Consider the following 23,705-nt stretch of genomic DNA (forward strand, 5'->3'; position numbering starts at 1 on the left):
CCCCCGGCGAGGTCTTCCCCCGGCGCAAACCGACACCCCCACCCGGGAACCCGCCCCAGCAGCTGGCCGCAGGCTGAGACCCGGGCGGTACCGCACCCCGCCCCCTGGCTACCCTGGACGCATGGACTACGTCTCCGCACTCCTCCCCCCGGCCGTCATGGCCGTGTTCTTCATCGGTGTGATCAGGGTGATCGTGAAGACCCAGGGCGGAGCCAACAAGGCCAAGGAGGACGCGGCCGTGGACGCCGCCCTCGCGCGCGTGGAGGCCGCTCGCCCGGCCTCCACGAATCCGGACGCCTAGCCCCGGACGCCCAGGCCCGGCGGCCTGAACCCGGCGTACGACTCCAAGCCGCAACGCTTTCCGAGTCGTACGCCCTTTTTCTTCCCGTTTTCTGGAGAAAGTGCACGTCCGGCACGCCAACGACCAGATCTCCCACTATTGTGCTGAGTTGTGCCTCGCCCATTGGGAGAACTCGAAGACGCGGTCATGACGCGGGTGTGGAAGTGGAACCGCCCGGTGACCGTTCGAGAAGTCCTGGAAGATCTTCAGCAGGAACGGTCCATCGCGTACACCACGGTGATGACCGTTTTGGACAATCTCCATCAGAAGGGTTGGGTACGCCGCGAAGCGGAAGGCCGGGCCTATCGATATGAGGCGGTCTCCACACGAGCCGCCTACGCCGCCGCCCTGATGAACGACGCCTGGTCCCAGAGTGACAACCCCGCCGCCGCGCTCGTCGCCTTCTTCGGCATGATGAGCGACGAACAGCGCCACGCCCTGCGGGACGCCGTACGCATCGTCCAGGGCCCGGAAACACCCGAACCCACGGAACCGCCCGATACGCGCCGCGTTACGAGCACCGATACCGATACCGACGCCGATACAGCCCCTCATACCAGCGCCGATACCGGACCGGATACCCGCCCTGATACCGCCCGTGAGAACCCCGGCTCGGCGCAGGAGCCCGGCGGGCGATAGCGTCCGCACATGTCAGCAGAGAGTCACTCGGCCGAGAGCCCCGCGGCGGAGAGCCCGGAAGTCACCGCTAAAGCCATCACCGTCCGGCGGGCCCGTACCGGCGATGTCCCGGCGGTGCGTCGTCTCCTTGACGAGTACGTCCGGCGTCGCATCCTGCTCGACAAAGCGACAGTGACGCTTTACGAGGACATCCAGGAGTTCTGGGTCGCGGAACGGGACGACAACGGCGAGCTCGTCGGCTGCGGTGCCCTGCACGTGATGTGGGAAGACCTGGCGGAAGTCCGCACTCTCGCGGTGAAGCCCGGCCTGAAGGGTGTCGGTGTCGGTCATCAGTTGCTGGAGAAGTTGCTGCACACCGCGCGCTGGCTCGGCGTTCGCAAGGTTTTCTGTCTGACCTTCGAAGTGGACTTCTTCGGCAAGCACGGCTTCGTCGAGATCGGTGAGACACCGGTGGACACCGATGTCTACGCGGAGCTGCTGCGTTCCTATGACGAGGGTGTGGCGGAGTTCCTCGGTCTCGAACGGGTGAAACCGAACACCTTGGGCAACAGCCGGATGCTTCTGCATCTGTGATCGCCGAGGATCGGCTTCCGGGCGGCGTATTCCGTCGGGCAGTCCATGCCCAGGTGCCCTATGTCCGAAACGCGCACGTTTCCGGACCACAGTCGGCCAGTGGTCTCTCCCGAGGGTTTGTGTTTTTCCGGCAAAAGCGGTTTGCTTTCCGACGTACTGCTGTACTGCATATAACAGGGGGCGGCGAAACGGCGGATGCCGCAGACCCCCGACCCTCAAGTTATCGATGAAAGGAAATCCGGTGGCACAGAAGGTTCAGGTCCTTCTTGTCGACGACCTCGACGGTGGCGAGGCGGACGAGACCGTGACGTTCGCGCTGGACGGCAAGACGTACGAGATCGATCTCACGACTGGCAATGCGGACAAGCTCCGTGGCCTTCTCGAGCCTTACGTGAAGGGTGGCCGTCGTACCGGAGGTCGCGCTTCGGGTGGGCGTGGAAAGGCACGCGCCGCTTCCGGTGGCAGCCAGGACACCGCGCAGATCCGCGCGTGGGCCAAGGAGAACGGTTACGAGGTCAACGACCGCGGCCGCGTCCCGGCGAGCATTCGCGAGGCATACGAGAAGGCCAACGCCTGATCTACGGACAGGCAGCCGACGACTGGGCGCACACGCGTCGCAGCCACAGTCGGTGGCAGTGCGTTGCCACCGTGTCCAGAACCCGCACGAGATCGGGGGCGCCCCCACCGCCCCCCAAAGCCGACAGCGTCGGCAGCGAGGCCTCGACCTCGCCCCCGGGCTCGGGGGGTCGCAGCCACACGGCGGCCCCCTGTACTGAAGCGGAGCGGTCCAGGGGGAGCGGCCGCATTCCGCGGGGCCCCTGCGGGCCAGGACGCCGTACGGCCCCCCTCGGCATCGGATCGACAGGGCGCCGTACGGCCGTGACCGACCCCGGACCGGGTGGCAGGGGAGCCTCCATGAGGTCGCCCTCGCCGAGCGCCGTCAGGTCCAGGGGCAGTGCGCCCCACTCCAGCCAGTCCAGCACCCCCGGCACCTCCTCCGCGCTGCCCGCGGCCACGAGCAGCCGCATCCGGTCGCCCTGGACGGCCACCGGCGAGACCGGCGTCAGATGGCGCAGGGCCGCGCGGCCCGCCTCGGCCGGGACGTCCAGGACGTCGAAGCGCGGACCGACACGCAGCCACAGCGGGGATCCGGGTGTCCCGGGCACCGCCGGCCAGCCCAGTTCGTTCTCGTACCACCGGCGGACCTGATCGCTCGGATCGAGCGGCCGACGGGGGAAGGGGATCGTGGCGGAGTCCGTGACGAACGCGGGGCGTGTGCCAGCCATGCCAAGTGAAACCACCGAAAAGGCGTACTGGTTACGCTGGGTGTTCCCTTGGCTGCTCAGAGTGTCGAAAAAGGGGGCGCTCGGGGGTGTGGGGTGGCGCAAGGTTGTTCGCCCGTAGCGGAGGGAACCGGGGGGCGCGGCATGGAGTGTCAGTCCCAGCGGGTAAGACATCCCTAGTGGGAGGGGGCGACACGCAGGACAGTGGGTCTCACGTTCGCCATCGGCGTACTGATGGTGAGGGTAACCACCTGGCCTGCGGGAACATCGTCTCGCACCATCGGGTTGGAGCAGATGTCGGCGTTCGGGGTCAGGAGGCCATCGACGGTGTCGGCAGTTGGAATGAGCGGTCCCCGCTTGCGGGACTAAGCTGCGGAAGGACAGGGAGGGGAAGTTCCCCCCACTGCCTGACCGCTCTGAGGAGCGATTAACGATGTTCGAGAGGTTCACCGACCGCGCGCGGCGGGTTGTCGTCCTGGCTCAGGAAGAAGCCCGGATGCTCAACCACAACTACATCGGCACCGAGCACATCCTCCTGGGCCTGATCCACGAGGGTGAGGGTGTCGCCGCCAAGGCCCTTGAGAGCCTCGGGATTTCGCTCGAGGCGGTCCGCCAGCAGGTGGAGGAGATCATCGGGCAGGGGCAGCAGGCCCCGTCCGGGCACATCCCCTTCACCCCCCGTGCCAAGAAGGTCCTGGAGCTGTCGCTCCGCGAGGCCCTTCAGCTGGGCCACAACTACATCGGCACGGAGCACATCCTGCTCGGCCTGATCCGCGAGGGCGAGGGCGTCGCCGCCCAGGTCCTGGTCAAGCTGGGCGCAGATCTCAACCGGGTGCGGCAGCAGGTCATCCAGCTGCTCTCCGGTTACCAGGGCAAGGAGACCGCCACCGCCGGCGGGCCTGCCGAGGGCACCCCCTCGACGTCCCTGGTCCTCGACCAGTTCGGCCGGAACCTCACCCAGGCCGCTCGTGAGTCCAAGCTCGACCCGGTCATCGGGCGCGAGAAGGAGATCGAGCGGGTCATGCAGGTGCTGTCCCGCCGTACCAAGAACAACCCGGTCCTGATCGGTGAGCCCGGCGTCGGCAAGACCGCCGTCGTCGAGGGTCTCGCCCAGGCCATCGTCAAGGGCGAGGTGCCCGAGACGCTGAAGGACAAGCACCTCTACACGCTTGACCTCGGCGCGCTGGTCGCCGGCTCCCGCTACCGCGGTGACTTCGAGGAGCGCCTGAAGAAGGTGCTCAAGGAGATCCGCACCCGCGGCGACATCATCCTGTTCATCGACGAGCTGCACACGCTGGTCGGTGCGGGTGCCGCCGAGGGCGCCATCGACGCGGCTTCCATCCTGAAGCCGATGCTGGCCCGCGGTGAGCTGCAGACCATCGGTGCGACCACGCTGGACGAGTACCGCAAGCACCTGGAGAAGGACGCGGCCCTCGAGCGCCGCTTCCAGCCCATCCAGGTCGCCGAGCCGTCCCTGCCGCACACGATCGAGATCCTCAAGGGTCTGCGTGACCGGTACGAGGCCCACCACCGGGTCTCCATCACCGACGAGGCGCTGGTCCAGGCCGCCACCCTGGCCGACCGGTACATCTCGGACCGCTTCCTGCCGGACAAGGCGATCGACCTGATCGACGAGGCCGGATCGAGGATGCGCATCCGCCGGATGACCGCGCCGCCGGACCTGCGCGAGTTCGACGAGAAGATCGCCGGTGTCCGCCGGGACAAGGAGTCCGCGATCGACTCGCAGGACTTCGAGAAGGCCGCCTCCCTGCGCGACAAGGAGAAGCAGCTCCTCGCCGCGAAGGCCAAGCGGGAGAAGGAGTGGAAGGCCGGCGACATGGACGTCGTCGCCGAGGTCGACGGCGAGCTGATCGCCGAGGTCCTCGCGACCGCCACCGGCATCCCGGTCTTCAAGCTGACCGAGGAGGAGTCCAGCCGACTGCTCCGCATGGAGGACGAGCTCCACAAGCGGGTCATCGGCCAGAACGACGCCGTCAAGGCGCTGTCGAAGGCGATCCGCCGTACGCGCGCCGGTCTGAAGGACCCGAAGCGTCCGGGTGGTTCGTTCATCTTCGCCGGTCCGTCCGGTGTCGGTAAGACCGAGCTGTCCAAGGCGCTCGCCGAGTTCCTCTTCGGTGACGAGGACGCGCTGATCTCCCTCGACATGTCGGAGTTCAGCGAGAAGCACACGGTGTCGCGTCTCTTCGGTTCGCCCCCCGGCTACGTGGGCTACGAAGAGGGCGGCCAGCTGACCGAGAAGGTCCGCCGCAAGCCGTTCTCCGTCGTCCTCTTCGACGAGGTCGAGAAGGCCCACCCGGACATCTTCAACTCGCTGCTGCAGATCCTGGAGGACGGTCGCCTGACCGACTCCCAGGGCCGGGTCGTGGACTTCAAGAACACGGTCATCATCATGACGACCAACCTCGGCACCCGGGACATCTCCAAGGGCTTCAACCTGGGCTTCGCGGCCTCGGGTGACACGAAGACCAACTACGAGCGCATGAAGAACAAGGTGTCGGACGAGCTCAAGCAGCACTTCCGCCCCGAGTTCCTCAACCGCGTCGACGACGTGGTCGTCTTCCCGCAGCTGACCCAGGGCGACATCCTGCGGATCGTCGACCTGATGATCGGCAAGGTGGACGAGCGCCTGAAGGACCGGGACATGGGCATCGAGCTCTCCCAGTCCGCCAAGGAGCTGCTGTCCAAGAAGGGTTACGACCCCGTGCTGGGCGCCCGACCGCTGCGCCGGACCATCCAGCGCGAGATCGAGGACTCGCTGTCGGAGAAGATCCTCTTCGGCGAGCTGCGTCCCGGTCACATCGTGGTCGTGGACACCGAGGGCGAGGGCGAGGCCAAGACCTTCACCTTCCGGGGTGAGGAGAAGTCGGCGCTGCCGGACGTCCCGCCGATCGAGCAGGCGGCCGGTCCTTCGAGCGGCCCGAACCTGAGCAAGGACGCGTAAGCGTCAACCACTGAAGGGGCCGGTGCTTTCGAGCACCGGCCCCTTCGGCATGCCGCCGTCCTACGACAACTGGCCGTCGTAGTCCGGCAGCTTGAACGTCTTCTCGGCGTGGCCGCCCGACAGGTCGGTGGCGCTGTTGCCGATGTTCGCGATGATCGTGTAGCCCTTGTTCTCGATGGCGACGCGCTGGGCCGTCTTGTACTGGGCGACATCCTTGAAGAGGTCGCCGAAGCTGCGGACGTAGAGGCCGGAGACCTGGTAGCCGACGTGCTTGAGGTTGTAGTCGGTCACCGAGGCGATGATGCCCGGGCGGGCGGTCACGAAGAACAGGGAGACGCCGTGCTGCTGGGCGTACTCGGCGGCCTCCAGGACCGGCCCGTTGGCCGGCTGCGGGTAGCTGAAGCCGAAGTCTGTCTCCAGGGTGGTGTTGTCGATGTCGAAGACGATCGCCTGCTTCTCACCCGGCTTGGTGTTCGCGATCCGCTGCTTCAGATAGGGCAGCGCCTGGTCCATCACCGCCTGGCAGTCCTTCTGCCAGGTGTCGTAGTCGACGTCCTCGGCGGCGGCCGTGGTGGCGGTGGAGGTGCTCGTCGCGGTGGCCGTGGTCGCGGCTTGGGCGGGGACCACGAGTGCCATGAGGGCGGTCGCGGAGACGGTACTGACCGCGATGCGGCGCGCCCAGGGGCGGCGAAGCGTCATGTGGGGGGTCCTCTCACGTCACGTGCGCTGTGTTGTTGTCGCGTGCATGTTCGTGGGTGGGGATGGCGTGAGGGGAAAGATAGGGTTACTGGGCGGTAAGTGGCCAGAGATGTACGTCACATGGGGCAGTACGGATTCAGGACGGTGCGGCGGGCGAGGGTGCGTAGGCGTCCAGTGCGAGGCTCTTGCGGACGCCCCTGTGGTGTCCCCGAGGTGTCCCTGCGGCGCCTCTGGGATCTCCCCGTCGGCGGCGTCGGAGGCGGAGTAGCGGCGTAGCGCCCGTCACATTCCGAGGTCTCGCGATTGCGCTCAGCGGTGACATGCCGCACAGGCGATTTGTCCGTTACTAGTGGGAATAGTGGAAACGGGCTGATGGACAAAAGGGACGTTCCTCGCCGAAATCATCCGTAGGTTTCGGTATCCGTGCTGGTTCGTCCGGAATGGCTGCTCTGTCAAGATGCGGTGATTTTTATGGGGGAGTACTAGCGTCCGTCGTAGATGGAGGGTTTTGGCCAGCGGCGGGGCCCGGGTTACCAAGGGATGGCCATCCGGCGAATGCCTGAGCGTCGGGTGGTTTTCCCTGTCGTCTTCCCCATGAGGTTTCGCATGTCCCCGCGCTTCTCCTTCCGCCCGTCCCGTACGTCCACCTTCCGCACCCGTGCCGCTGTGCTGGCCGCCGGCCTGGGGGCCTCGGTCGTGCTGGGCGCCGGAGGCGCGGTCGCCGCCGAGATGAGCTCCGGCCCCGGCACCTCCACCGCCGTCCAGGCGCAGAGCGCCGCCGTGAAGAAGGCTGCCGCCAAGGCCGCCGCCTCCTGGGTCAGCCCGGTGAAGAAGTACACGAAGTCCGCCAGCTTCGCGCAGGCCGGCGGCATGTGGCAGTCCACCCACAGCGGGCAGGACTTCGCCGTCCCCAGCGGCACCCAGGTCGTGGCCGCGCACGGCGGCACCGTCGTCAAGGCCGGCGGCAACGGCGCCGGTGACGGTCCCGCGTACGGCAACGCCATCGTCATCAAGCACGGCAACGGGACGTACTCCCAGTACGCCCACCTGTCGCGCATCGACGTGAAGGCCGGCCAGGTCGTCAAGACCGGTCAGAACATAGCCAAGTCCGGCAATACCGGTAACTCCAGTGGGCCGCACCTGCACTTCGAGATCCGCAGGACCGCCAACTACGGTTCCGCGGTCGACCCGGTGTCCTTCCTTCGTGCCAAGGGCCTGAAGATCTGAGACGCCGAGCCGTTCAGGCGCCCTTGTGCGCCTGGGTGATCAGGTCAGTGGCGACTTCGAGGATGGCCTTGCGCTTTTCCTCGGGGTCGCCTTCGACGTCCTTCATCACGAACATCCCGGCATGCATCGTGAACAGGGCGCTGATGCAGCGGACCTGGTCGACGAGGTCGGCGTCCGGATCGATGACGATGTCCCGCATGCCGAGCATGCGGTTCTTGAACATCTCACCGATGCTCAGCTCGCGGACCGTCGCCTGGTTCTCCTGCATGAAGCGGAACAGCGGTTCCGCGTCGAGCAGGGCCTGGCTGTAGCGGCGTACGATCTCCTGCTTCGTCTCAAGTGAGTGCGGCTGCCGCTTACCCCAGTCGATCAGGTCCTCGATCGGTTTCGTCAGGTCCTCGAAGAGGCTGACGATGATCTCTTCCTTGGTCTTGAAGTGGTAGTACAAGGCCGCCTTCGTGACCTCCAGGCGCTCGGCGATCTCGCGCAGGGAGGTCTTCTCGTAGCCCTGCTCGGCGAAGAGTTCGAGGGCCACGTCCTGGATGCGCTGGCGGGTGTTCCCGCGGCGCCGCTGCTTGGTGCCGTCCATGGTGCCGCCCATCCTCGTACTCCTCGGCTTTCCACAAAACTTACTTGACGCCCGGCTAGTTACGCGCCTACCTTCCCGAGTGTAGACAACTAGCCGGGCGGCAAGTAAGTGGAAGCGAGTGGCCGGGGAGTGGCCGGGGGAGTGGGAACCATGGCGGACGGGAAGACAGTCGGGCCGGGGGCGGCGGAGCCGGCCGACGGGAAGCAGCCGAAGAGCGTACGGGTCGTCCTGCTGGCTCTGATGATCACGATGATGCTCGCGATGCTCGACAACATGATCGTGGGCACCGCGATGCCGACGATCGTGGGTGAGCTGGGCGGGCTCGAACATCTGTCGTGGGTCGTGACGGCCTACACCCTGGCGACCGCGGCCTCCACTCCGCTGTGGGGCAAGCTCGGTGACATGTACGGGCGCAAGGGCGTCTTCATGGTGTCCATCGTGCTGTTCCTGATCGGGTCCGCGCTGAGCGGTATGGCCCAGGACATGGGACAGCTGATCGCGTTCCGGGCCGTGCAGGGACTGGGCGCCGGCGGTCTGATGGTCGGCGTCATGGCGATCATCGGTGATCTGATTCCGCCGCGGGAGCGGGGCAAGTACCAGGGCATGATGGCCGGCGTGATGGCGCTGGCGATGATCGGCGGGCCGCTCGTCGGAGGCACCATCACCGACCACTGGGGCTGGCGCTGGGCGTTCTACATCAACCTGCCGCTCGGTGTCGTGGCGCTCGCCGCGATCAGTGTCGTCCTGCATCTGCCGAAGAAGCGGGCGCAGGCGCGGATCGACTATCTGGGCGCGGCGCTGCTGACGGTGGGCATCACCGCGATCGTGCTGGTCACCACATGGGGCGGTACCGAGTACGCGTGGACGTCCGCGATGATCATGGAGCTCATCGGGATCGGGGTCGCGGCGCTCGTCGGGTTCGTGTTCTGGCAGACCAAGGCGGCGGAGCCGGTGGTGCCGCTGCACATATTCCGTAGCCGGAACTTCACGCTGATGTCCGTGATCGGGTTCATCACCGGGTTCGTGATGTTCGGGGCGACGCTGTTCCTGCCGCTGTACCAGCAGTCGGTGCAGGGCGCTTCCGCCACGAACTCCGGGCTGCTGTTGCTGCCGATGCTCGGCGCGATGCTGGTCACGTCGATGGTCGCGGGGCGGGTGACCACGAACACCGGGCGGTACAAGGTGTTCCCGTTGGTCGGCAGCGTGCTGATGGTCCTCGGGCTGTATCTGCTGTCGCTGATGGACACCGACACCAGCCGGCTCACGTCCGGGGTGTACATGGCCGTGGTCGGGTTCGGTATGGGCTGTCTGATGCAGATCACCATGCTGGTCGCGCAGAACAGCGTCGAGATGAAGGACATGGGGGTCGCCTCCTCGTCCACCACGCTCTTCCGTACGCTCGGGTCCTCGTTCGGCGTGGCGATCATGGGCGCGCTGTTCAACAGCCGGGTGCAGGACGTGATGGCCGAGCGGGGCGGGCAGCTGGGGGCGAAGGTGACCGAGCAGTCGGCGCAGCTGGACGCGGCGAGTCTGGCGCAGTTGCCGGTGGCTGTGCGGGAGGCGTATCAGCACGCGGTGTCGGCGGGGACGCACTCGGCGTTTCTGCTGGGGGCCGTGGTCGCCGTGGTGGCGTTGGTCGCGGCGGTGTTCGTCAAGGAGGTGCCGCTCAGGGGGGCGGGGCCCAAGGAGGATGCCGGGGCTGCGGACGGTTCTTCGGCCCAGGTTGCCGTGGTGGAGGCCGTCTGAGCGGGCGGTGCGGTGCCGTGCCGGGCTTGTGGGCCCTCGGGTGTTCTGCCCGGGGGCTTCGCCCTTTTGTGTCGCCCCCGCCGCCCCTACCCGTCCCATCCTTGAAGGGGCTCCGCCCCTTCGACCCCGCCAGGGGGCTGCCGCCCCCTGGACCCCCGCTATCGGCCTTCGGCCTCGTCCTCAAACGCCGGACGGGCTGAAAGATCGCCCCCGCGGGTGGGTGGGGGCTGGGGACGGTTGTACTCGTTCTCAAACGCCGGACGCGCTGAAAGATGTACTCGCTGACCGAGCGGAGTGAGGAGCCTGGCCCCAGCCCTCGCCCACCGCGGCCTTTTCCCCCGGCGCCGCTACGGCAGCATCGGGTAGCTCCCCGTGTTCGTCGGTGCGTGCTCCGGCAGCCAGAGGACGGCTACCGCGCCTTCCGACGGGACGTGGTCCGGAGCGCCGGCCGGGCGGACGTTGCGGAAGGTCAGACGGGCGCCCAGGACCCGGGCCTGACCTGCCGCGATCGTCAGGCCGAGGCCGTGGCCGCGGCCCGAGCGGTCGCTGCTGCCCGTGCGGAAGCGGCTGGGTCCGGCCGCGAGCAGGTCCTCGGGGAAGCCGGGGCCGTGGTCGCGGACCCGGATGACCCGGCCCTCGACCGTGACCTCGATCGGCGGCCTGCCGTGCCGCGCCGCGTTCGCCAGCAGGTTGAACAGCACCCGCTCCAGGCGCCGCGGGTCGGTGGTGACCTCCGACTCGTGGACGACCCGCACCTCGATGGCGGGATCCTTCACCGCGACCCGCCGGCTGACGAACTCGCCCAGCATGATGTCCTGCAACTCGGCCCGCTCCGAGGCGCTGTCCAGACGGGCCACCTCCAGGACGTCCTCGACGAGCGTGCGCATGGCCTTGGCCCGGTCCAGGACCAGTTCGGTGGGCCGGCCGGGGGGCAGGAGTTCCGCCGCCGTCAGCAGACCCGTCACCGGCGTGCGCAGTTCGTGCGCGATGTCCGCCGTCACCCGCCGCTCCGCCTCCAGCCGCTGCTGCAGCGCGTCCGCCATGGCGTCCACCGCGCTCGCCAGATCGTCGGTCTCGTCCCGTACGACACCCCCGATGGCGTCCCGCACCCGGACGTCCGGCTCCCCGCTCGCGACCTGGTGCGCGGCGGCCGCCGCCTTGCGCAGCCGACGCGACAGCTGCCCGCCGACGAGCACGCCGAGCGCGCTGCCGCCGAAGACCACCGCGATGGAGCCGATGAGCAGGGCTTGGTCGAGGTCGGCGAGGATGTCCTCGCTGCGGTCGGTGAACCCGGTGTGCAGGGACATGACGCGCCCGTTGTTGAGCGGCACAGCCGCCCATATGTCGGGCGTGCCGTTCGCCGTGTCGGTCACATAGGTGGCCCGCCGGCCCTCCTCGACCTTCTCCCGCAGCGCCGCCGGCAGCTCCGGGTCATCGATCGTGGCGTTCGGGAAGTTCAGCCGCTTGGACTGCTCGTAGCTGCGCTGGGCGATCTGGATCCGCTCGTCGGCGAGGTCGCGCGCGTTGTCCAGCATCGAGACCCGCGCCGCGTTGTGCACCACCAGGCTCAGCACGATCGCCACGAGCGCGCCGACCAGCGCGATCGCCGCGCTCAGCTTCCAGCGCAGGCCCGTGCGGATGGCCACGCGACTGCCCACGCTGCCCACGCGGCTGCCCAAGCGCCGGCGCACGCGCATGCCCGTGCGCCCCCTTCTGCCCGGGCCCACGCCCGTACGGTCACCCATGCCACCGCCCGTACCGCCGTCCGTACCCGGTCCCGTACGGATGCCTGATCCTCGGCCCGCCACGGGCGCCACACCGGACGCTGCCGGGCGTCTGAACATCCCCCGCATGCCCGCCCCGCTCAGGCCTTCAACTTGTAGCCGAAGCCGCGGACCGTCTCGATGCGGTCCTGGCCGATCTTCTGCCGCAGCCGCTGCACATGGACGTCGACGACGCGGGTGTCCCCGCCCCAGCCGTAGTCCCACACCCGCTCCAGCAGCTTGTCCCGCGACAGCACCGTGCCCGGCGCCGAGGAGAACTCCAGCAGCAGCCGCATCTCGGTCGGCGTGAGCGCGACCGGCTGCCCGGCCTTGCGCACCTCCATGCCCTCGGTGTCGACCTCCAGTTCCCCGAAGGCCAGCACCCCGCCGGCGGCAGCCGAATCGGCGTCGTCCACGCCGCGCTCGCCGCCGCTCGCGTGCCCGAACCGGCGCAGCACCGCACGGATCCGCGCGACCAGCACGGCACCGTCGAACGGCTTGGTCACATAGTCGTCCGCGCCCGCCTCCAGACCCAGCACCACGTCGATCGAGTCCGCGCGCGCCGACAGCATGATCACCGGCACCGTCGACTCGTCGCGGATACGGCGGCACAGGCTGACGCCGTCCATGCCCGGGACCATGACGTCGAGCAACGCGATGTCCGGCCGGTTCGTCCGGAACGCCTCCAGGCCCGACACCCCGTCGGGCATGGCGGTGACCGCGAAGCCGTCCCGCTCCAGGGCGAGCTGGGTGGCCTCGCGGATGACGTCGTCGTCCTCGACGAACAGGACGTGGGTCTGGTCTGCCATCCCGGTGCTCTCAGTCCTCGTGTTCTGCTGGGTGTGCGTCTGGTGCCAGAGGGTGTGTCGGGCATGTCCACTTGAGGGACGCGCGGATCGGGCGCTGCGTTCACTGCCGCCCGCGGCCGGCCCTCAGCCGTCGGGGGCCGCCGACTCGTCACCGTCGCCGAGGTTGCCGTAGTCGGTGTGCGTGTCGTACCGCTGGACGAAGCCGCCGGAGACCCACTGGTACGAGAGCACGTTCTCGCGGGACGGGTTCGACAGCGCATCATCCTTGGCGTAGACCTGCTTTGTCACCACCAGGTAGCCGCGGTCGATCTCCGCGTAGACCGGCGGCTCCTCGGTCTTGAACACATTGTGGTACGTGCCACCCTGTTCCCGGTACACATACGAGGCGACGCCGACCGCGTCGCCGCAGGACAGGACGTTGACCACGATGTCGTCCACCGTTCCGCCGGTCAGATCGCCGTACGACACGTCGACGGGATACTCGTCCGACACGCACGGCTTCAGCTCGCGCTTGACCTCCGCCGAGACCGCGGGGTCCGCCTTGACCAGGCGGACGGCCTCCGTCCGGTCCGGGACCTTCGAGGCCGAGGCGGCGGGCGAGGGAGTGAACGACGACGAGACCTCCGCGCCGCTCACCGAGTCGGCGTGGGCCGGCCCCTCGTCGCGGGCGCCGGTGCCGCCGGTGGCGCACCCGGAGACGAAAAGGGCGAGGGCGACGACCACGGCCACCGCCGTGAACGCCGCCTGGAGGCTTCCCCGGACCTGCGCGGGCCCCGGTGGGACGGAGCCGGTGTCGGCGGACTCGGAGCCCCCGTCCGTGTCCGTGTCCGCGCCCCTGTCACCCCTGTCCGTGTGCCCGGTGCCGCCCGTCGTCCTGCCTAGGCCGCGCAACGCTCCCGCTCCTCACGCTCCAGCGCGCGTGCGTCCAGATCGCGGCTCTCCAGCTCCTCGCGGAGCCGGGCGAGCGCCCGGTGCAGCGTGCTCTTGACCGTTCCGGCCGACATGCCGAGGGCGGCGGCCGTCTCCTCCGTGGACATCTGCTCCCAGTGTCGCAGCACCACGACGCTGCGCTGCTTCGGCGCCAGAACCTTCATGATGTCCATCAGCAGGGCACGGTCCGCGTGCTGCTCGGTGGAGTCGTCGACGGAGGCGTCCGGGAGCTGCTCGGTCGGCACCTCCTCCAGCTTCCGCGCCCGCCACCACTCGGTCCGAGTGTTGATCATCACGCGGCGCAGGTAGGCGTCGGCGAGTCGCTTGTCCGCTATGCCGTCCCAGCGGTGGTACGTCCGCACCAGCGCCGTCTGCAGCAGGTCCTGGGCGTCCACCGGGTCCGGGACCAGTCGGCGGGCGCTGCGCAGCAGCGCGTCCTGCCGGGTGCGAACGTACTCCTCGAACTCGAGCACCTCTCCCTGCGCCATGTTGACCGCCTCCCGATTCCCCGTTCCCGACCGGCTGTTCGCCGTCGGTGCCATTGCCTGTGGTTCGTAGTCGTCCCCGTCTGTCGGGTACGGAAATGAAGCTACGGAGGCGTTGTCACGGGGCTGTCCGAAGCAGCCTGCGGCCAGCGCTCGGCTGTCCGTCGGTTGTGTAACGGAAGAAGGAAACGGACTAAACGACAGAGGAGTTGAGGTGGCTATGGTGGGATTTGTCCGTGTTGTAACTCTGTGGCGGCTGTGAGTCGAGTGTTGCAGAGGCTCTACGGCTGTGATGTGTCTGAGCGTCAGCTCAGCGGCAGCCGGTACATCCCGCCCGGCAGCGGCTCCACCAGACCGTCCGCGACCAGGCCGTCCAGGGCGCGGGCCCGCTGCACCGGCTCGTGCCACACCCGGTCCAGGGCCGCCTGCGGGACGGGCACATGGGCGTCGCGGAGTACGGCGAGCAGCTTGCCGCGCACCTGCCGGTCGGTTCCGGCGTACGTCTGACCGCGCCGCGGCGGCCCGTCGTGCTCCGGCTTGCCGGCCAGCTGCCACGCGCACTGGGCGGCGATCGGGCAGCGGTGACACGACTCGTTCTTCGCGGTGCACACCAGCGCGCCGAGTTCCATGGAGGCCGCGGCCCAGCGGGCGGCGGTGCGCTCTTCGTCGGGGAGCATGGCGCGGGCGAGCTTGCGTTCGGCGGCGGTGGTGGCGTTCGGCGGGTACTGCACGCCGGTGACGGCACGGGCGAGGACCCGGCGGACGTTGGTGTCCAGGACGGGGTGCCGCTGACCGTAGGCGAAGGACGCCACGGCGGCGGCCGTGTACTCGCCGATGCCGGGCAGCGCGAGAAGCTGGGCGTGGTCGGTCGGTACGTCCCCGCCGTGCCGTTCCGCTATGGCGACGGCGGCGCCGTGCAGCCGCAGCGCGCGGCGCGGGTAGCCGAGCCGGCCCCAGGCGCGGACGGCCTCCCCGGGGGCCTCCTTGGCCAGGTCGGCGGGGCGGGGCCAGCGGGCGAGCCACTGCTCGTAGACGGGCAGGACGCGGTTCACGGGCGTCTGCTGGAGCATGAACTCGCTGACCATCACGCCCCAGGGGCCCGCCTCGGGGCGCCGCCAGGGGAGATCGCGGGCGTTTTCGTCGAACCAGTCGATCACGGGGCTGTGCAGGTCCCCTCCGAGAGGGGAGCCGGAGGGGCCGTCGGCGGGACTGTTCGGTGAGGGCTTTGTGGGCGCAGTCATGGCCTTCCGATCCTGCCATGCCGGTGGCGGCCGGGTGGGTAGGCGGCGGGGGCGGGGCGTTTTGTGGCTGCTGGGTGCGTGGTCGGTCGTACGGCCGCCACCGCGACCAGCGCCCGGACGGCGACCGGCGAGGTGGTCGCACCCGGCAGCCCTCGGCGCGGACGTTCCTGTGTGACAACCGAGTCGGACAGCTCACCGTAGGCGCACGCATAACCGTGGGCCAGAGGTGCAAGGGCCGCGATCGCGAAGGCTCGGGTGGTGTCGCGCCTGGCTCGCCGTCAGGTGGTGACGAACAGTGCGCCGAGCAGGAGCAGTCGGACCCGCGTCCATATCCCGGCGGTGTGTTGTACCCACGTTGGGGTGTCGCGGGAGAGCTCGGCGGCCTCGAAGTCCGTGGTCACGGACCGTAGGTGGCAGGCCGTTGTCGTCACCTCCTGCGATCGTCGGGCGTTGCCCTTGACGGAACAACACGGGTGGCGCGGCCGGCGTGGGGCGGTTTCCGGGATGATGATCCGGAAAAGTTGCGGTGCAGGGCGGCGGGTGGGGCAAGCTGACGCACCGATCTCTCGTACAGTTTGCGCCGTGGGATCTCTGCGCAATCCGATCGGGCCGCTTCCCTCCACCATCTACTGGCGACGGAGGGCCGTACTGCTGTCTGTGGTCGCCCTGTTGGCGCTGCTGATCACCTGGGTGCTCACCTCGGGCGGTGGAGGCGGCAAGAACAACGCGGGCGGGTCCGACGGCAAGAATCCCGCGCCCTCGACGATCACGCCGGGCCCGACGGGTTCGGGGCCGGCGATCAGTCAGGCGCCGGGCGGGCGCGACGAGTCGCCCGGCGGGGATTCCGGCGGGTCGGGGTCCGCAGACGGCTCCGGGTCGGACTCCGGGGCCGGCGACGGCAGCGGTTCCGGGGACGATGCCGGGGGCTCCGGCGGGTCGGACGGCTCGGGCAGCGGCTCCGCGGGCGGCGGTTCCGGCAGGGGGGTCGGTGTGGATGACACCGTCGCTCCGGGCTCCGCGCTGCCCGACTGTGTCGCGGGCGCGGTGAAGGTGACGGTGAAGAGCCTCCACAACGCGTACGAGCCCGGCGAGACGCCCGCCCTGCTGCTGACCGCGACGAACTCCTCCAGCTACGACTGCAAGGTCGATCTCGGCCCGAAGAACACGGTGGTGACGATCACTCAGGCGGGATCCGAGGACGACTTCTGGTCCTCCGCCGACTGCCCCAAGGTCTCCGGCAGCCTTCCGTTCCGGGTGCCCGCCGGCGCGAGCATCACGTACACCGTGAAGTGGGACCGCAAGGCGAGCGCCGCGCAGTGCGCGACGCCGCCCGCGGGGACCGCCGAGGCGGGGACGTATCTCGTGGAGGCGAAGGCGCCCGGGTTCGGGACGGCGCAGACGTCGTTCGTGCTGGAGAACGACTGAGCGTTCTGCCGGGTGGCGTCTTGACGGGCCGCCGGTCGTCTGCGGTGCCCGCGCCGCTGGTCGCGGCGTCCGCGCGGGCGGTGGCCGTCTGTCGACGACGGCCCTGCGCCTCTTCCGGCCTGCTCAGCGGCCATGACAAGGTCGGCGACGGTTCGGCCACGCGCCCCCAGGGGGCGCGTGGCTGTGACTTTTGCGGCTCTGCCGCGTGGGCGCGACCAGCCACGATGGCGCCGCGACCGAGCGACGGCATATCGCGGCACTTCCCGCGGAGCGCTTAGACGTACCGCTCCAGGATCGAGCTCTCCGCCAGCCGCGACAGCCCCTCGCGCACGCTGCGCGCCCGGGCCTCGCCGACGCCGTCCACCGTCTGGAGGTCGTCCACGCTGGCGGCGAGCAGCTTCTGCAGGCCGCCGAAGTGCTCCACCAGACGGTCGATGATCGCGCCCGGCAGCCTCGGGACCTTGGCCAGGAGGCGGAAACCGCGCGGGGAGACCGCCGAGTCCAGCGCCTCCGGGGAGCCGGTGTAGCCCAATGCCCGTGCCACCGTGGAGAGTTCCAGGAGCTCGGCGTGGGTGAGGGCGTCCAGCTCGTACAGTGCCTCGTCGACCGTGCGGGAGCGCTTGGCCGTCGGCTCGGGGACGTAGTCGCGCACCACGAGCTCGCGCTCGGGCTCCACGCCCGCGATCAACTCGTCCAGCTGGAGTGCCAGGAGGCGGCCGTCCGTGCCCAGCTCCACCACGTACTCGGCGATCTCGGTCGCGATACGGCGCACCATCTCCAGCCGCTGGGCCACCGCCGAGACGTCGCGGACCGTCACCAGGTCCTCGATCTCCAGCGCTGACAACGTTCCCGCGACCTCGTCGAGGCGGAGCTTGTAGCGCTCCAGGGTCGCCAGGGCCTGGTTGGCGCGGGAGAGGATCGCCGCCGAGTCCTCCAGGACGCGGCGCTGACCGTCGACGTAGAGCGCGATGAGCCGCATCGACTGCGAGACGGACACCACGGGGAAGCCGACCTGCTTGCTGACCCGGTCCGCCGTACGGTGCCGGGTGCCCGTCTCCTCCGTGGGGATCGTCGGGTCGGGGACCAGCTGGACGCCGGCACGAAGGATCTTGGAGAGGTCGGACGACAGCACGATGCCGCCGTCGAGCTTGCACAGCTCCCTCAGCCGGGTCGCCGTGAACTCGACATCCAGGACGAATCCGCCCGTGCACATCACCTCGACGGTCTTGTCGGAGCCGAGCACGATGAGTCCGCCGGTGTTGCCGCGGAGGATCCGCTCCAAGCCGTCGCGCAGGGCCGTGCCGGGTGCCACGGCGCTCAGTGAGGCGCGCATCAGGCCATCGGCACCGGAGCTCCCACCGGACTTTCCGGGAGCTGCTGCCCGGTCGTTGGCTGCCACTGCACTCCTCCGGTCGCAGGTTCTGGGGCGCTCCCGTTTCGCACACTCGGTTCGTACGGACGGGCGGGACCAGGGCAAAGTCTACCGGCGGTCGCCCTCGTCCCGTGGGGCCTCTCGCCGACGCGACCGCGGAAGGACCCGGAGCGCGTCCCCTATGTCGGCCACTTCCAGCACCTTCATGCCCGCGGGGATCTTGCCCGGGTCGCCCGGGACAAGGGCGTGGGTGAAGCCCAGCCGGTGGGCTTCGGCCAGCCTGCGCTGCACGCCCGTGACCCGTCTGACCTCGCCCGCGAGGCCCACCTCGCCGATCGCGACGAGGTTCTTGGGGAGAGGTGTGTCACTGGCCGCGGAGGCCAGCGCGAGGGCGACGGCGAGGTCCGCCGCGGGCTCGGAGAGCTTCACTCCGCCGACCGTCGCGGAGTAGATGTCCCGCTTGCCGAGCGCGCTGATCCGGCCGCGCTGTTCGAGCACGGCCAGCATCATCGAGACGCGTGAGGTCTCCAGGCCGGACGTCGTACGCCGGGGTGAGGGGATCTGTGAGTCGACGGTGAGTGCCTGGACTTCGGCCACCAGCGGGCGGCGGCCCTCCAGGGTGACCGTCAGGCAGGTGCCGGGGACCGGTTCGTCACGACGGGTCAGGAAAAGTCCGCTTGGGTCGGTAAGGCCCGTGATGCCCTCGTCGTGCAGTTCGAAGCAGCCGACCTCGTCCGTCGCGCCGTAGCGGTTCTTGACGCCCCGCACGAGCCGCAGACGCGCGTGCCGGTCGCCCTCGAAGCTGAGCACCACGTCCACGAGGTGCTCCAGGAGGCGGGGTCCGGCGATGGCGCCGTCCTTGGTGACGTGTCCCACGAGGAGCGTGGACATGCCGCGTTCCTTGGACGCCCGGATCAGCGCTCCGGCCACCTCGCGGACCTGGGCCATGCCGCCGGGCGCACCGTCGATCTCCGGGGAGGCCACGGTCTGCACGGAGTCGAGGATGAGCAGCGACGGCTTCACCGCGTCCAAGTGGCCCAGCACGGCGGCCAGATCGGTCTCGGCCGCGAGATACAGGTGGTCGTCGATGGCGCCGATGCGGTCGGCGCGCAGCCGCACCTGGCTCGCCGACTCCTCACCGGTGACGTACAGCGTGCGGTGCTCGTCGCTCGCCGACTTGGCCGCCACGTCCAGCAGCAGCGTGGACTTGCCGACGCCGGGCTCGCCCGCGAGGAGGGCGACGGCACCGGGTACCAGTCCGCCGCCGAGGACACGGTCCAGCTCGGGTACGCCGGTGGGCCGCGCGGTGGCCTGCCGCCCGTCGACCTGGCCGATGGGCAGCGCGGAGTTCGTCACCCGCCCCGGCGTCGTCGTACGGACCGCGGGCGCGCCGTACTCCTCGACCGTCCCCCACGCCTGGCACTCGGGGCAACGGCCGAGCCACTTGGCCGTCTGCCAGCCGCACTCCGTGCAGCGGTAGGACGGGCGGTCCTTCGTGGTCTTGGTACGGGCAGCCATGCGAAGAACCGTAACCGAGCCCACTGACAACGCCGTACGGTCGCGTACGCGGCGCCTCGTCGGACCGCCGCAGGGGTTCACCTCGTCATGCTCAAGTCATGGAATTCCGCGTTCCTGTACCCCATTGAGGGATCGTTTCACCCGTACGGATTAAAACTGCTCAAGCGGGAAGAAGGCGCCACCGCGGGCCGCCTACGGTCCACCAATGATGAGCAGCAGTCCGGAGACCTCGACCCGCACCGCCGGCGCGCATCGGGCGCATCGGGAGGCGCGTGATCGTGCGGCGGCGCGCACGTTGGCGCAGCGGCCCCCCGCGCGCTACGAGCCGTATCTGGACGGGCTGTTCACCTACTGCCTGTCCGTGCTGTGCGACCACGACGCCGCGACCGCCGCCCTCGGTGACGTCCTCGCGCTCGCCGAGCGACGCGGACAGCGCGTCCCGGAGACCCCCGCGGACCGGCGGCCCTGGCTGTACGCGCTGGCCCGCTGGGCGTGTCTGCGCAAGCTGGCCGAGGCCAAGCAGAAACGTCAGGGCAGCCATGCGGCGGGCCGCCACGGCAGCCATCGGCAGCCGGGGGCGCAGTCCGCCGGACCGGCCGTCTCCGAGGAGGTCCAGGAGGAGCGGCGCCGCGAACTCGCCCTGCTGGCCTGGCCGGAGGCCGCCGGCACCACCCCGGAGCAGCGCGAGGCCCTCGAACTCGCCGTACGCCACCACCTCGCCGCCCATGAGGTCGCCGCCGTCCTCGGCCTGGACCTGGCCGCCGCCCGGGATCTGCTCGCCTCCGCCGCCTGCGAGGTCGAGCGCACGCGCGCGGCCCTCGCCGTCGTGGAGACCGGCGCCTGTCCGAGCGTCGCCCGGCTCACCGGCGACAACCAGGTCGTGCTCGGCACCGCCCTGCGCCGCGAGCTCGTCCGGCATGTCGACGACTGCCCGCGCTGCCGTCGTACCGCCGAGCGGGCGGTCCCCGGCCGCTGGCCCGGCGCGGCCGTCACCCCTGCCGAACTTCCCGTCCTGGAGGCGCCCCGCGCGGCCCTGCACATGGCCCTCGCACACCACCCACGCGCGCGAGGAGCCGCCGTGCCGCGCTTCGACCGGCGCGGGTTTCCGATGGACCCGAAGGATCGTGCCGCCCGCAGGGACCGGCTACGCGCGCGTGCCGTCACGACGACCGTCGTGGCCACCGTCGTCGCCGCCCCGGTCCTCGCCCTGTGGGCCGCCTACCGGGGCACCCCGACCGGCGAGGGCGCCGACGGCCACTCGGCCAGCGCGAGCGAGGCGCACGACCCCGGCGTCCTCGGCGGCGAGGCCGCGGGCGACGACTACGAGAACGCCGGAAACGCGAGCGCCAGACGGGGTGACCGTTTCGGCGATCGCGGCACAACGGACGTCTCCGTGGAGGTCATCAGCGTCGGCGGCGCGCAAGGGGCGGGTGCCGGGCAGTTGGAGGTGTCGGCCGGCAACGACGGTGACACCACGCTCGTCACCCTCACGGCTACGGGGCGTGCGCCGGTGCGCTGGTCCGCGAGCACCGGTGCGCACTGGCTCTATCTGAGCCAGTCGTCGGGAACGCTGGCGGCCGGCGAGTCGTTGACGATCAAGGTGTACGTCGACCATCTGCGGGAGCCGTCCGGGTTCTGGAGCGCGCGCGTGGCGATCTCACCCGCCGGTGCCCTCGTCTCCATCGCGGGCTACGGCACCGCCCCGAGCCCCTCCGACCCGGGACACGGCCCGGACCCGTATCCCAGCGACCCGCACCCCACCGATCCGACCCATCCCGGGACGCCGGGCGATCCGCCGCCCTCATCCCACGGGCCCGATCCGACGCCGACGCCCCCGGCTCCGACCGACCCCGGGACGCCCAGCGAGCCGCCGCCCTCGTCTCCCGACCCCGATCCGTCGCCCACCGCCGGCGATCCGTCGCCGTCCGGCCCCAGCGGCCCGTCCGATCCGGGGGGCTCGACGCCGCCGCCGAGCGGAAGCGCCGAGCAGAGCCCGTCGGGGCCGTAGGCGCGGGTTCCGGCCGGTCGCTAGTCGACGGGGTCGGGATCCGCCGGATGCGGTGCCACCATCGGCAGCTGCGAGGCCAGCCGCTGCTCGCACAGCTCGACCAGGCGGTCGTATCCCGCCTTCCCCATCAGCTCCGTCAGCTCCGGCCGGTAGGACACGTACACCGGGTCGCCCGCGCCGTGCGCCGAGGTCGCCGACGTGCACCACCAGTGCAGGTCGTGGCCGCCCGGGCCCCAGCCGCGGCGGTCGTACTCACCGATCGACACCTGGAGCACGCGGGTGTCGTCGGGCCGGTCGATCCAGTCGTACGTCCGTCGGACCGGCAGCTGCCAGCAGACGTCGGGCTTGGTCTCCAGCGGCTCGCGGCCCTCCTTCAGGGCGAGGATGTGCAGCGAGCAGCCCGCGCCGCCCGGGAAACCGGGGCGGTTCTGGAAGATGCACGAGCCGTTGAAGGGCCGGGTCTGGCGGTCGCCGTCCTCGTCCTCCGAGATCCAGCCGTGCTCCGTGCCCTCGTCGTGGTGCTGCCAGATCTCCGGCGTGAGCCTCGCCACATGTTCGGCGACCCGCTTCTCGTCGTCCTCGTCCGAGAAGTGCGCGCCCAGCGTGCAGCAGCCGTCGTCCGCGCGGCCCGCCTGGATGCCCTGGCAGCCGCTGCCGAAGATGCAGTTCCAACGGGAGGTCAGCCATGTCAGATCGCACCGGAAGATCTGCTCGTCGTCCGCCGGATCCGGGAACTCCACCCACGCGCGCGCGAAGTCGAGCCCCTTCTCGTCCGCTTCCTGGGGTTCATTCTTGGGCTTCTTCGACTTCGTGGCTGCCTTCGCCTGCGAAGAACCCTTGGCTGATTTGGCCGTCTTGTCGGTCTTCGCCTTTTTCGTCTTTGGCACGGGTCCAGGGTACGGCGTCCGTACCAGCGGCTTCGAGGACCTTGGGGGTCGGAGGATCGGGCGGTGGCAGTAGCGTTCCGTACATGAGACTCGGTGTCCTCGACGTGGGATCTAACACGGTGCATCTGCTGGTGGTGGACGCGCACCCGGGCGCGCGCCCGTTGCCCGCGCACTCGCACAAGGCGGAGCTGCGCCTTGCCCAGCTCCTCGATGACAGCGGAGCCATCGGTCCCCAGGGGGTCGACAAGCTGATCGGCGTCATCCACGAGGCGCTGCAGGCGGCCGAGGACAAGGGTGTCGAGGAAGTGCTGCCGTTCGCGACGTCCGCGGTGCGGGAGGCGACCAACGCCGACGACGTGCTCGCGCGCGTGAAGGACGAAACCGGGGTTGAGCTCCAGGTGCTCACCGGCGCGGAGGAGGCTCGGCTCACCTTCCTCGCGGCGCGGCGGTGGTTCGGATGGTCGGCCGGGAAGCTGCTCGTGCTGGACATCGGGGGCGGGTCCCTGGAGATCGCGTACGGCATGGACGAGGAGCCGGACGCGGCGGTGTCGCTGCCGCTGGGGGCGGGGCGGCTCACGGCGGGGTGGCTGCCGGGGGATCCGCCGGAGCCGGAGGACATACGGGGGCTGCGGCGGCATGTCCGGGCGCAGATCGCGCGTACGGTCGGGGAATTCAGCCGGTTCGGGGCGCCCGATCATGTGGTCGCCACGTCCAAGACGTTCAAGCAGCTTGCCCGTATCGCCGGCGCCGCCCGCTCCGCGGAGGGCGTGTACGCCCAGCGCGAGCTGAAGCGGGAGTCCCTGGAGGCGTGGGTCCCGCGACTGGCGGGGATGACGGCGGCACAACGCTCGGAACTCCCCGGCGTCTCGGAGGGCCGGGCGGGGCAGCTGCTCGCGGGGGCGTTGGTGGCCGAGGGCGCGATGGATCTGTTCGGGGTGGAGACGCTGGAGATCTGTCCTTGGGCGTTGCGCGAGGGCGTGATCTTGCGGAAGTTGGATCACTTGTCGGTGGGCTGAGGCTGAGGGGGGCCTGCGGCGGACTGTTGCGGTGTGGTGGGGGTGCGCGTCTATGCCTGCGGCGGCCTGTTGCGGTGTGGTGGGGGTGCGCGTAGCGCGGTTCGGTCGGTGGGTGGGTTGGGGCCGCGTCGGGGGGGGTCCGTCCTCGGGGCCGCGGGGGGGGGCTCGTCCCGGGGGGGGTGTGCCCGTTCCC

Annotated in this window: 22 protein-coding genes; 10 read left to right on the forward strand and 12 right to left on the reverse strand. The window is 69.9% G+C overall.

The annotated features are described in order from the left end of the window. Positions 1-121 precede the first annotated feature (121 nt). The 4 genes from ADK36_RS02920 to ADK36_RS02935 all read left to right on the forward strand — a co-directional run bounded on the left by ADK36_RS02920 (position 122) and on the right by ADK36_RS02935 (position 2,129). Complete coding sequence (locus ADK36_RS02920; RefSeq protein WP_048586912.1) at positions 122-301, forward strand: hypothetical protein; 180 nt, start codon at positions 122-124, stop codon at positions 299-301. 186 nt (positions 302-487) lie between these two features. Further along, positions 488-979: a BlaI/MecI/CopY family transcriptional regulator gene (locus ADK36_RS02925; RefSeq protein WP_048586913.1), complete on the forward strand. Its 492-nt coding sequence runs from the start codon at positions 488-490 to the stop codon at positions 977-979. A gap of 9 nt (positions 980-988) precedes the next feature. After that, a complete protein-coding gene (locus tag ADK36_RS02930; protein WP_048586914.1) occupies positions 989-1,552 on the forward strand; it encodes an amino-acid N-acetyltransferase in 564 nt (187 codons plus the stop codon). A gap of 241 nt (positions 1,553-1,793) precedes the next feature. Beyond that, complete coding sequence (locus ADK36_RS02935; RefSeq protein WP_048586915.1) at positions 1,794-2,129, forward strand: histone-like nucleoid-structuring protein Lsr2; 336 nt, start codon at positions 1,794-1,796, stop codon at positions 2,127-2,129. A 1-nt stretch (position 2,130) separates the two neighbouring features. On the opposite strand, the gene ADK36_RS02940 is transcribed toward ADK36_RS02935, so the two are convergent. Continuing rightward, positions 2,131-2,838 (reverse strand): SCO3374 family protein, encoded by a 708-nt coding sequence (locus ADK36_RS02940; protein ID WP_048586916.1) that lies wholly within the window; start codon positions 2,836-2,838, stop codon positions 2,131-2,133. A 430-nt stretch (positions 2,839-3,268) separates the two neighbouring features. Between ADK36_RS02940 and ADK36_RS02945 the strand changes: the two genes are divergently transcribed. Next, complete coding sequence (locus ADK36_RS02945) at positions 3,269-5,797, forward strand: ATP-dependent Clp protease ATP-binding subunit (protein ID WP_048586917.1); 2,529 nt, start codon at positions 3,269-3,271, stop codon at positions 5,795-5,797. Positions 5,798-5,857: 60 nt separating this feature from the next. Here the strand turns inward: ADK36_RS02945 and ADK36_RS02950 are convergent, their stop codons facing one another. Beyond that, complete coding sequence (locus ADK36_RS02950) at positions 5,858-6,496, reverse strand: HAD family acid phosphatase (RefSeq protein ID WP_048586918.1); 639 nt, start codon at positions 6,494-6,496, stop codon at positions 5,858-5,860. A gap of 606 nt (positions 6,497-7,102) precedes the next feature. Between ADK36_RS02950 and ADK36_RS02955 the strand changes: the two genes are divergently transcribed. Further along, on the forward strand, positions 7,103-7,723 hold the full coding sequence (locus ADK36_RS02955) for a M23 family metallopeptidase (protein ID WP_048586919.1): 621 nt from the start codon (positions 7,103-7,105) through the stop codon (positions 7,721-7,723). Between the two features lie 13 nt (positions 7,724-7,736). Here the strand turns inward: ADK36_RS02955 and ADK36_RS02960 are convergent, their stop codons facing one another. Then, positions 7,737-8,324, reverse strand: a complete 588-nt coding sequence (locus ADK36_RS02960; RefSeq protein ID WP_048586920.1) for a TetR/AcrR family transcriptional regulator — start codon at positions 8,322-8,324, stop codon at positions 7,737-7,739. A 138-nt stretch (positions 8,325-8,462) separates the two neighbouring features. Here ADK36_RS02960 and ADK36_RS02965 point away from each other — a divergent pair, with 138 nt between their 5' ends. Continuing rightward, a complete protein-coding gene (locus tag ADK36_RS02965; protein WP_048586921.1) occupies positions 8,463-10,058 on the forward strand; it encodes an MDR family MFS transporter in 1,596 nt (531 codons plus the stop codon). 347 nt (positions 10,059-10,405) lie between these two features. Here the strand turns inward: ADK36_RS02965 and cseC are convergent, their stop codons facing one another. The 6 genes from cseC to ADK36_RS50895 all read right to left on the reverse strand — a co-directional run bounded on the left by cseC (position 10,406) and on the right by ADK36_RS50895 (position 15,687). After that, positions 10,406-11,911, reverse strand: coding sequence for a two-component system sensor histidine kinase CseC (gene cseC / locus ADK36_RS02970; protein ID WP_107086817.1), 1,506 nt, complete (start codon positions 11,909-11,911; stop codon positions 10,406-10,408). An 11-nt stretch (positions 11,912-11,922) separates the two neighbouring features. Continuing rightward, positions 11,923-12,630, reverse strand: coding sequence for a two-component system response regulator CseB (cseB, locus tag ADK36_RS02975; RefSeq protein ID WP_048586923.1), 708 nt, complete (start codon positions 12,628-12,630; stop codon positions 11,923-11,925). Positions 12,631-12,753: 123 nt separating this feature from the next. Further along, a complete protein-coding gene (locus ADK36_RS02980; RefSeq protein WP_425315448.1) occupies positions 12,754-13,521 on the reverse strand; it encodes a hypothetical protein in 768 nt (255 codons plus the stop codon). Beyond that, positions 13,509-14,048, reverse strand: a complete 540-nt coding sequence (locus ADK36_RS02985) for a SigE family RNA polymerase sigma factor (RefSeq protein WP_003999062.1) — start codon at positions 14,046-14,048, stop codon at positions 13,509-13,511. The genes ADK36_RS02980 and ADK36_RS02985 overlap by 13 nt, the downstream gene beginning before the upstream one ends. Before the next feature lie 302 nt (positions 14,049-14,350). Further along, on the reverse strand, positions 14,351-15,286 hold the full coding sequence (locus ADK36_RS02990; protein WP_048586924.1) for an A/G-specific adenine glycosylase: 936 nt from the start codon (positions 15,284-15,286) through the stop codon (positions 14,351-14,353). A gap of 278 nt (positions 15,287-15,564) precedes the next feature. Beyond that, positions 15,565-15,687, reverse strand: a complete 123-nt coding sequence (locus ADK36_RS50895) for a hypothetical protein (protein ID WP_267887387.1) — start codon at positions 15,685-15,687, stop codon at positions 15,565-15,567. A 181-nt stretch (positions 15,688-15,868) separates the two neighbouring features. Between ADK36_RS50895 and ADK36_RS02995 the strand changes: the two genes are divergently transcribed. Next, entirely contained in the window at positions 15,869-16,711 is an 843-nt protein-coding gene (locus tag ADK36_RS02995; RefSeq protein WP_078916749.1) for a hypothetical protein, read from the forward strand. A gap of 274 nt (positions 16,712-16,985) precedes the next feature. On the opposite strand, the gene disA is transcribed toward ADK36_RS02995, so the two are convergent. Continuing rightward, complete coding sequence (gene disA, locus ADK36_RS03000; protein WP_030049848.1) at positions 16,986-18,110, reverse strand: DNA integrity scanning diadenylate cyclase DisA; 1,125 nt, start codon at positions 18,108-18,110, stop codon at positions 16,986-16,988. Between the two features lie 81 nt (positions 18,111-18,191). Next, complete coding sequence (gene radA / locus ADK36_RS03005) at positions 18,192-19,601, reverse strand: DNA repair protein RadA (RefSeq protein WP_053196265.1); 1,410 nt, start codon at positions 19,599-19,601, stop codon at positions 18,192-18,194. Positions 19,602-19,806: 205 nt separating this feature from the next. On the opposite strand from radA, the gene ADK36_RS03010 reads away from it, so the two are divergent. Further along, complete coding sequence (locus tag ADK36_RS03010; protein WP_053196266.1) at positions 19,807-21,609, forward strand: BACON domain-containing protein; 1,803 nt, start codon at positions 19,807-19,809, stop codon at positions 21,607-21,609. 20 nt (positions 21,610-21,629) lie between these two features. Here the strand turns inward: ADK36_RS03010 and ADK36_RS03015 are convergent, their stop codons facing one another. Then, entirely contained in the window at positions 21,630-22,496 is an 867-nt protein-coding gene (locus ADK36_RS03015) for a hypothetical protein (RefSeq protein ID WP_053196268.1), read from the reverse strand. A gap of 83 nt (positions 22,497-22,579) precedes the next feature. On the opposite strand from ADK36_RS03015, the gene ADK36_RS03020 reads away from it, so the two are divergent. Next, positions 22,580-23,512: a Ppx/GppA phosphatase family protein gene (locus ADK36_RS03020; protein ID WP_048586929.1), complete on the forward strand. Its 933-nt coding sequence runs from the start codon at positions 22,580-22,582 to the stop codon at positions 23,510-23,512. Positions 23,513-23,705: the final 193 nt, after the last annotated feature.

It is taken from the genome of Streptomyces viridochromogenes, from assembly GCF_001270495.1.
In the GTDB taxonomy this organism is placed as follows: domain Bacteria; phylum Actinomycetota; class Actinomycetes; order Streptomycetales; family Streptomycetaceae; genus Streptomyces; species Streptomyces viridochromogenes_A.

Bases quoted from the DNA above. Each gene is read 5' to 3' on its own strand.
- ADK36_RS02990 (WP_048586924.1), bottom strand. From the start codon at position 15,286: ATGACTGCGCCCACAAAGCCCTCACCGAACAGTCCCGCCGACGGCCCC.
- ADK36_RS02930 (WP_048586914.1), top strand. From the start codon at position 989: ATGTCAGCAGAGAGTCACTCGGCCGAGAGCCCCGCGGCGGAGAGCCCG.
- ADK36_RS02940 (WP_048586916.1), bottom strand. From the start codon at position 2,838: ATGGCTGGCACACGCCCCGCGTTCGTCACGGACTCCGCCACGATCCCC.
- ADK36_RS02960 (WP_048586920.1), bottom strand. From the start codon at position 8,324: ATGGGCGGCACCATGGACGGCACCAAGCAGCGGCGCCGCGGGAACACC.
- radA (WP_053196265.1), bottom strand. From the start codon at position 19,601: ATGGCTGCCCGTACCAAGACCACGAAGGACCGCCCGTCCTACCGCTGC.
- ADK36_RS02920 (WP_048586912.1), top strand. From the start codon at position 122: ATGGACTACGTCTCCGCACTCCTCCCCCCGGCCGTCATGGCCGTGTTC.
- ADK36_RS02925 (WP_048586913.1), top strand. From the start codon at position 488: ATGACGCGGGTGTGGAAGTGGAACCGCCCGGTGACCGTTCGAGAAGTC.
- cseB (WP_048586923.1), bottom strand. From the start codon at position 12,630: ATGGCAGACCAGACCCACGTCCTGTTCGTCGAGGACGACGACGTCATC.
- ADK36_RS02945 (WP_048586917.1), top strand. From the start codon at position 3,269: ATGTTCGAGAGGTTCACCGACCGCGCGCGGCGGGTTGTCGTCCTGGCT.
- ADK36_RS02955 (WP_048586919.1), top strand. From the start codon at position 7,103: ATGTCCCCGCGCTTCTCCTTCCGCCCGTCCCGTACGTCCACCTTCCGC.
- cseC (WP_107086817.1), bottom strand. From the start codon at position 11,911: ATGCGGGGGATGTTCAGACGCCCGGCAGCGTCCGGTGTGGCGCCCGTG.
- ADK36_RS02965 (WP_048586921.1), top strand. From the start codon at position 8,463: ATGGCGGACGGGAAGACAGTCGGGCCGGGGGCGGCGGAGCCGGCCGAC.
- ADK36_RS02950 (WP_048586918.1), bottom strand. From the start codon at position 6,496: ATGACGCTTCGCCGCCCCTGGGCGCGCCGCATCGCGGTCAGTACCGTC.
- ADK36_RS02985 (WP_003999062.1), bottom strand. From the start codon at position 14,048: ATGGCGCAGGGAGAGGTGCTCGAGTTCGAGGAGTACGTTCGCACCCGG.
- ADK36_RS03020 (WP_048586929.1), top strand. From the start codon at position 22,580: ATGAGACTCGGTGTCCTCGACGTGGGATCTAACACGGTGCATCTGCTG.
- ADK36_RS03010 (WP_053196266.1), top strand. From the start codon at position 19,807: ATGATGAGCAGCAGTCCGGAGACCTCGACCCGCACCGCCGGCGCGCAT.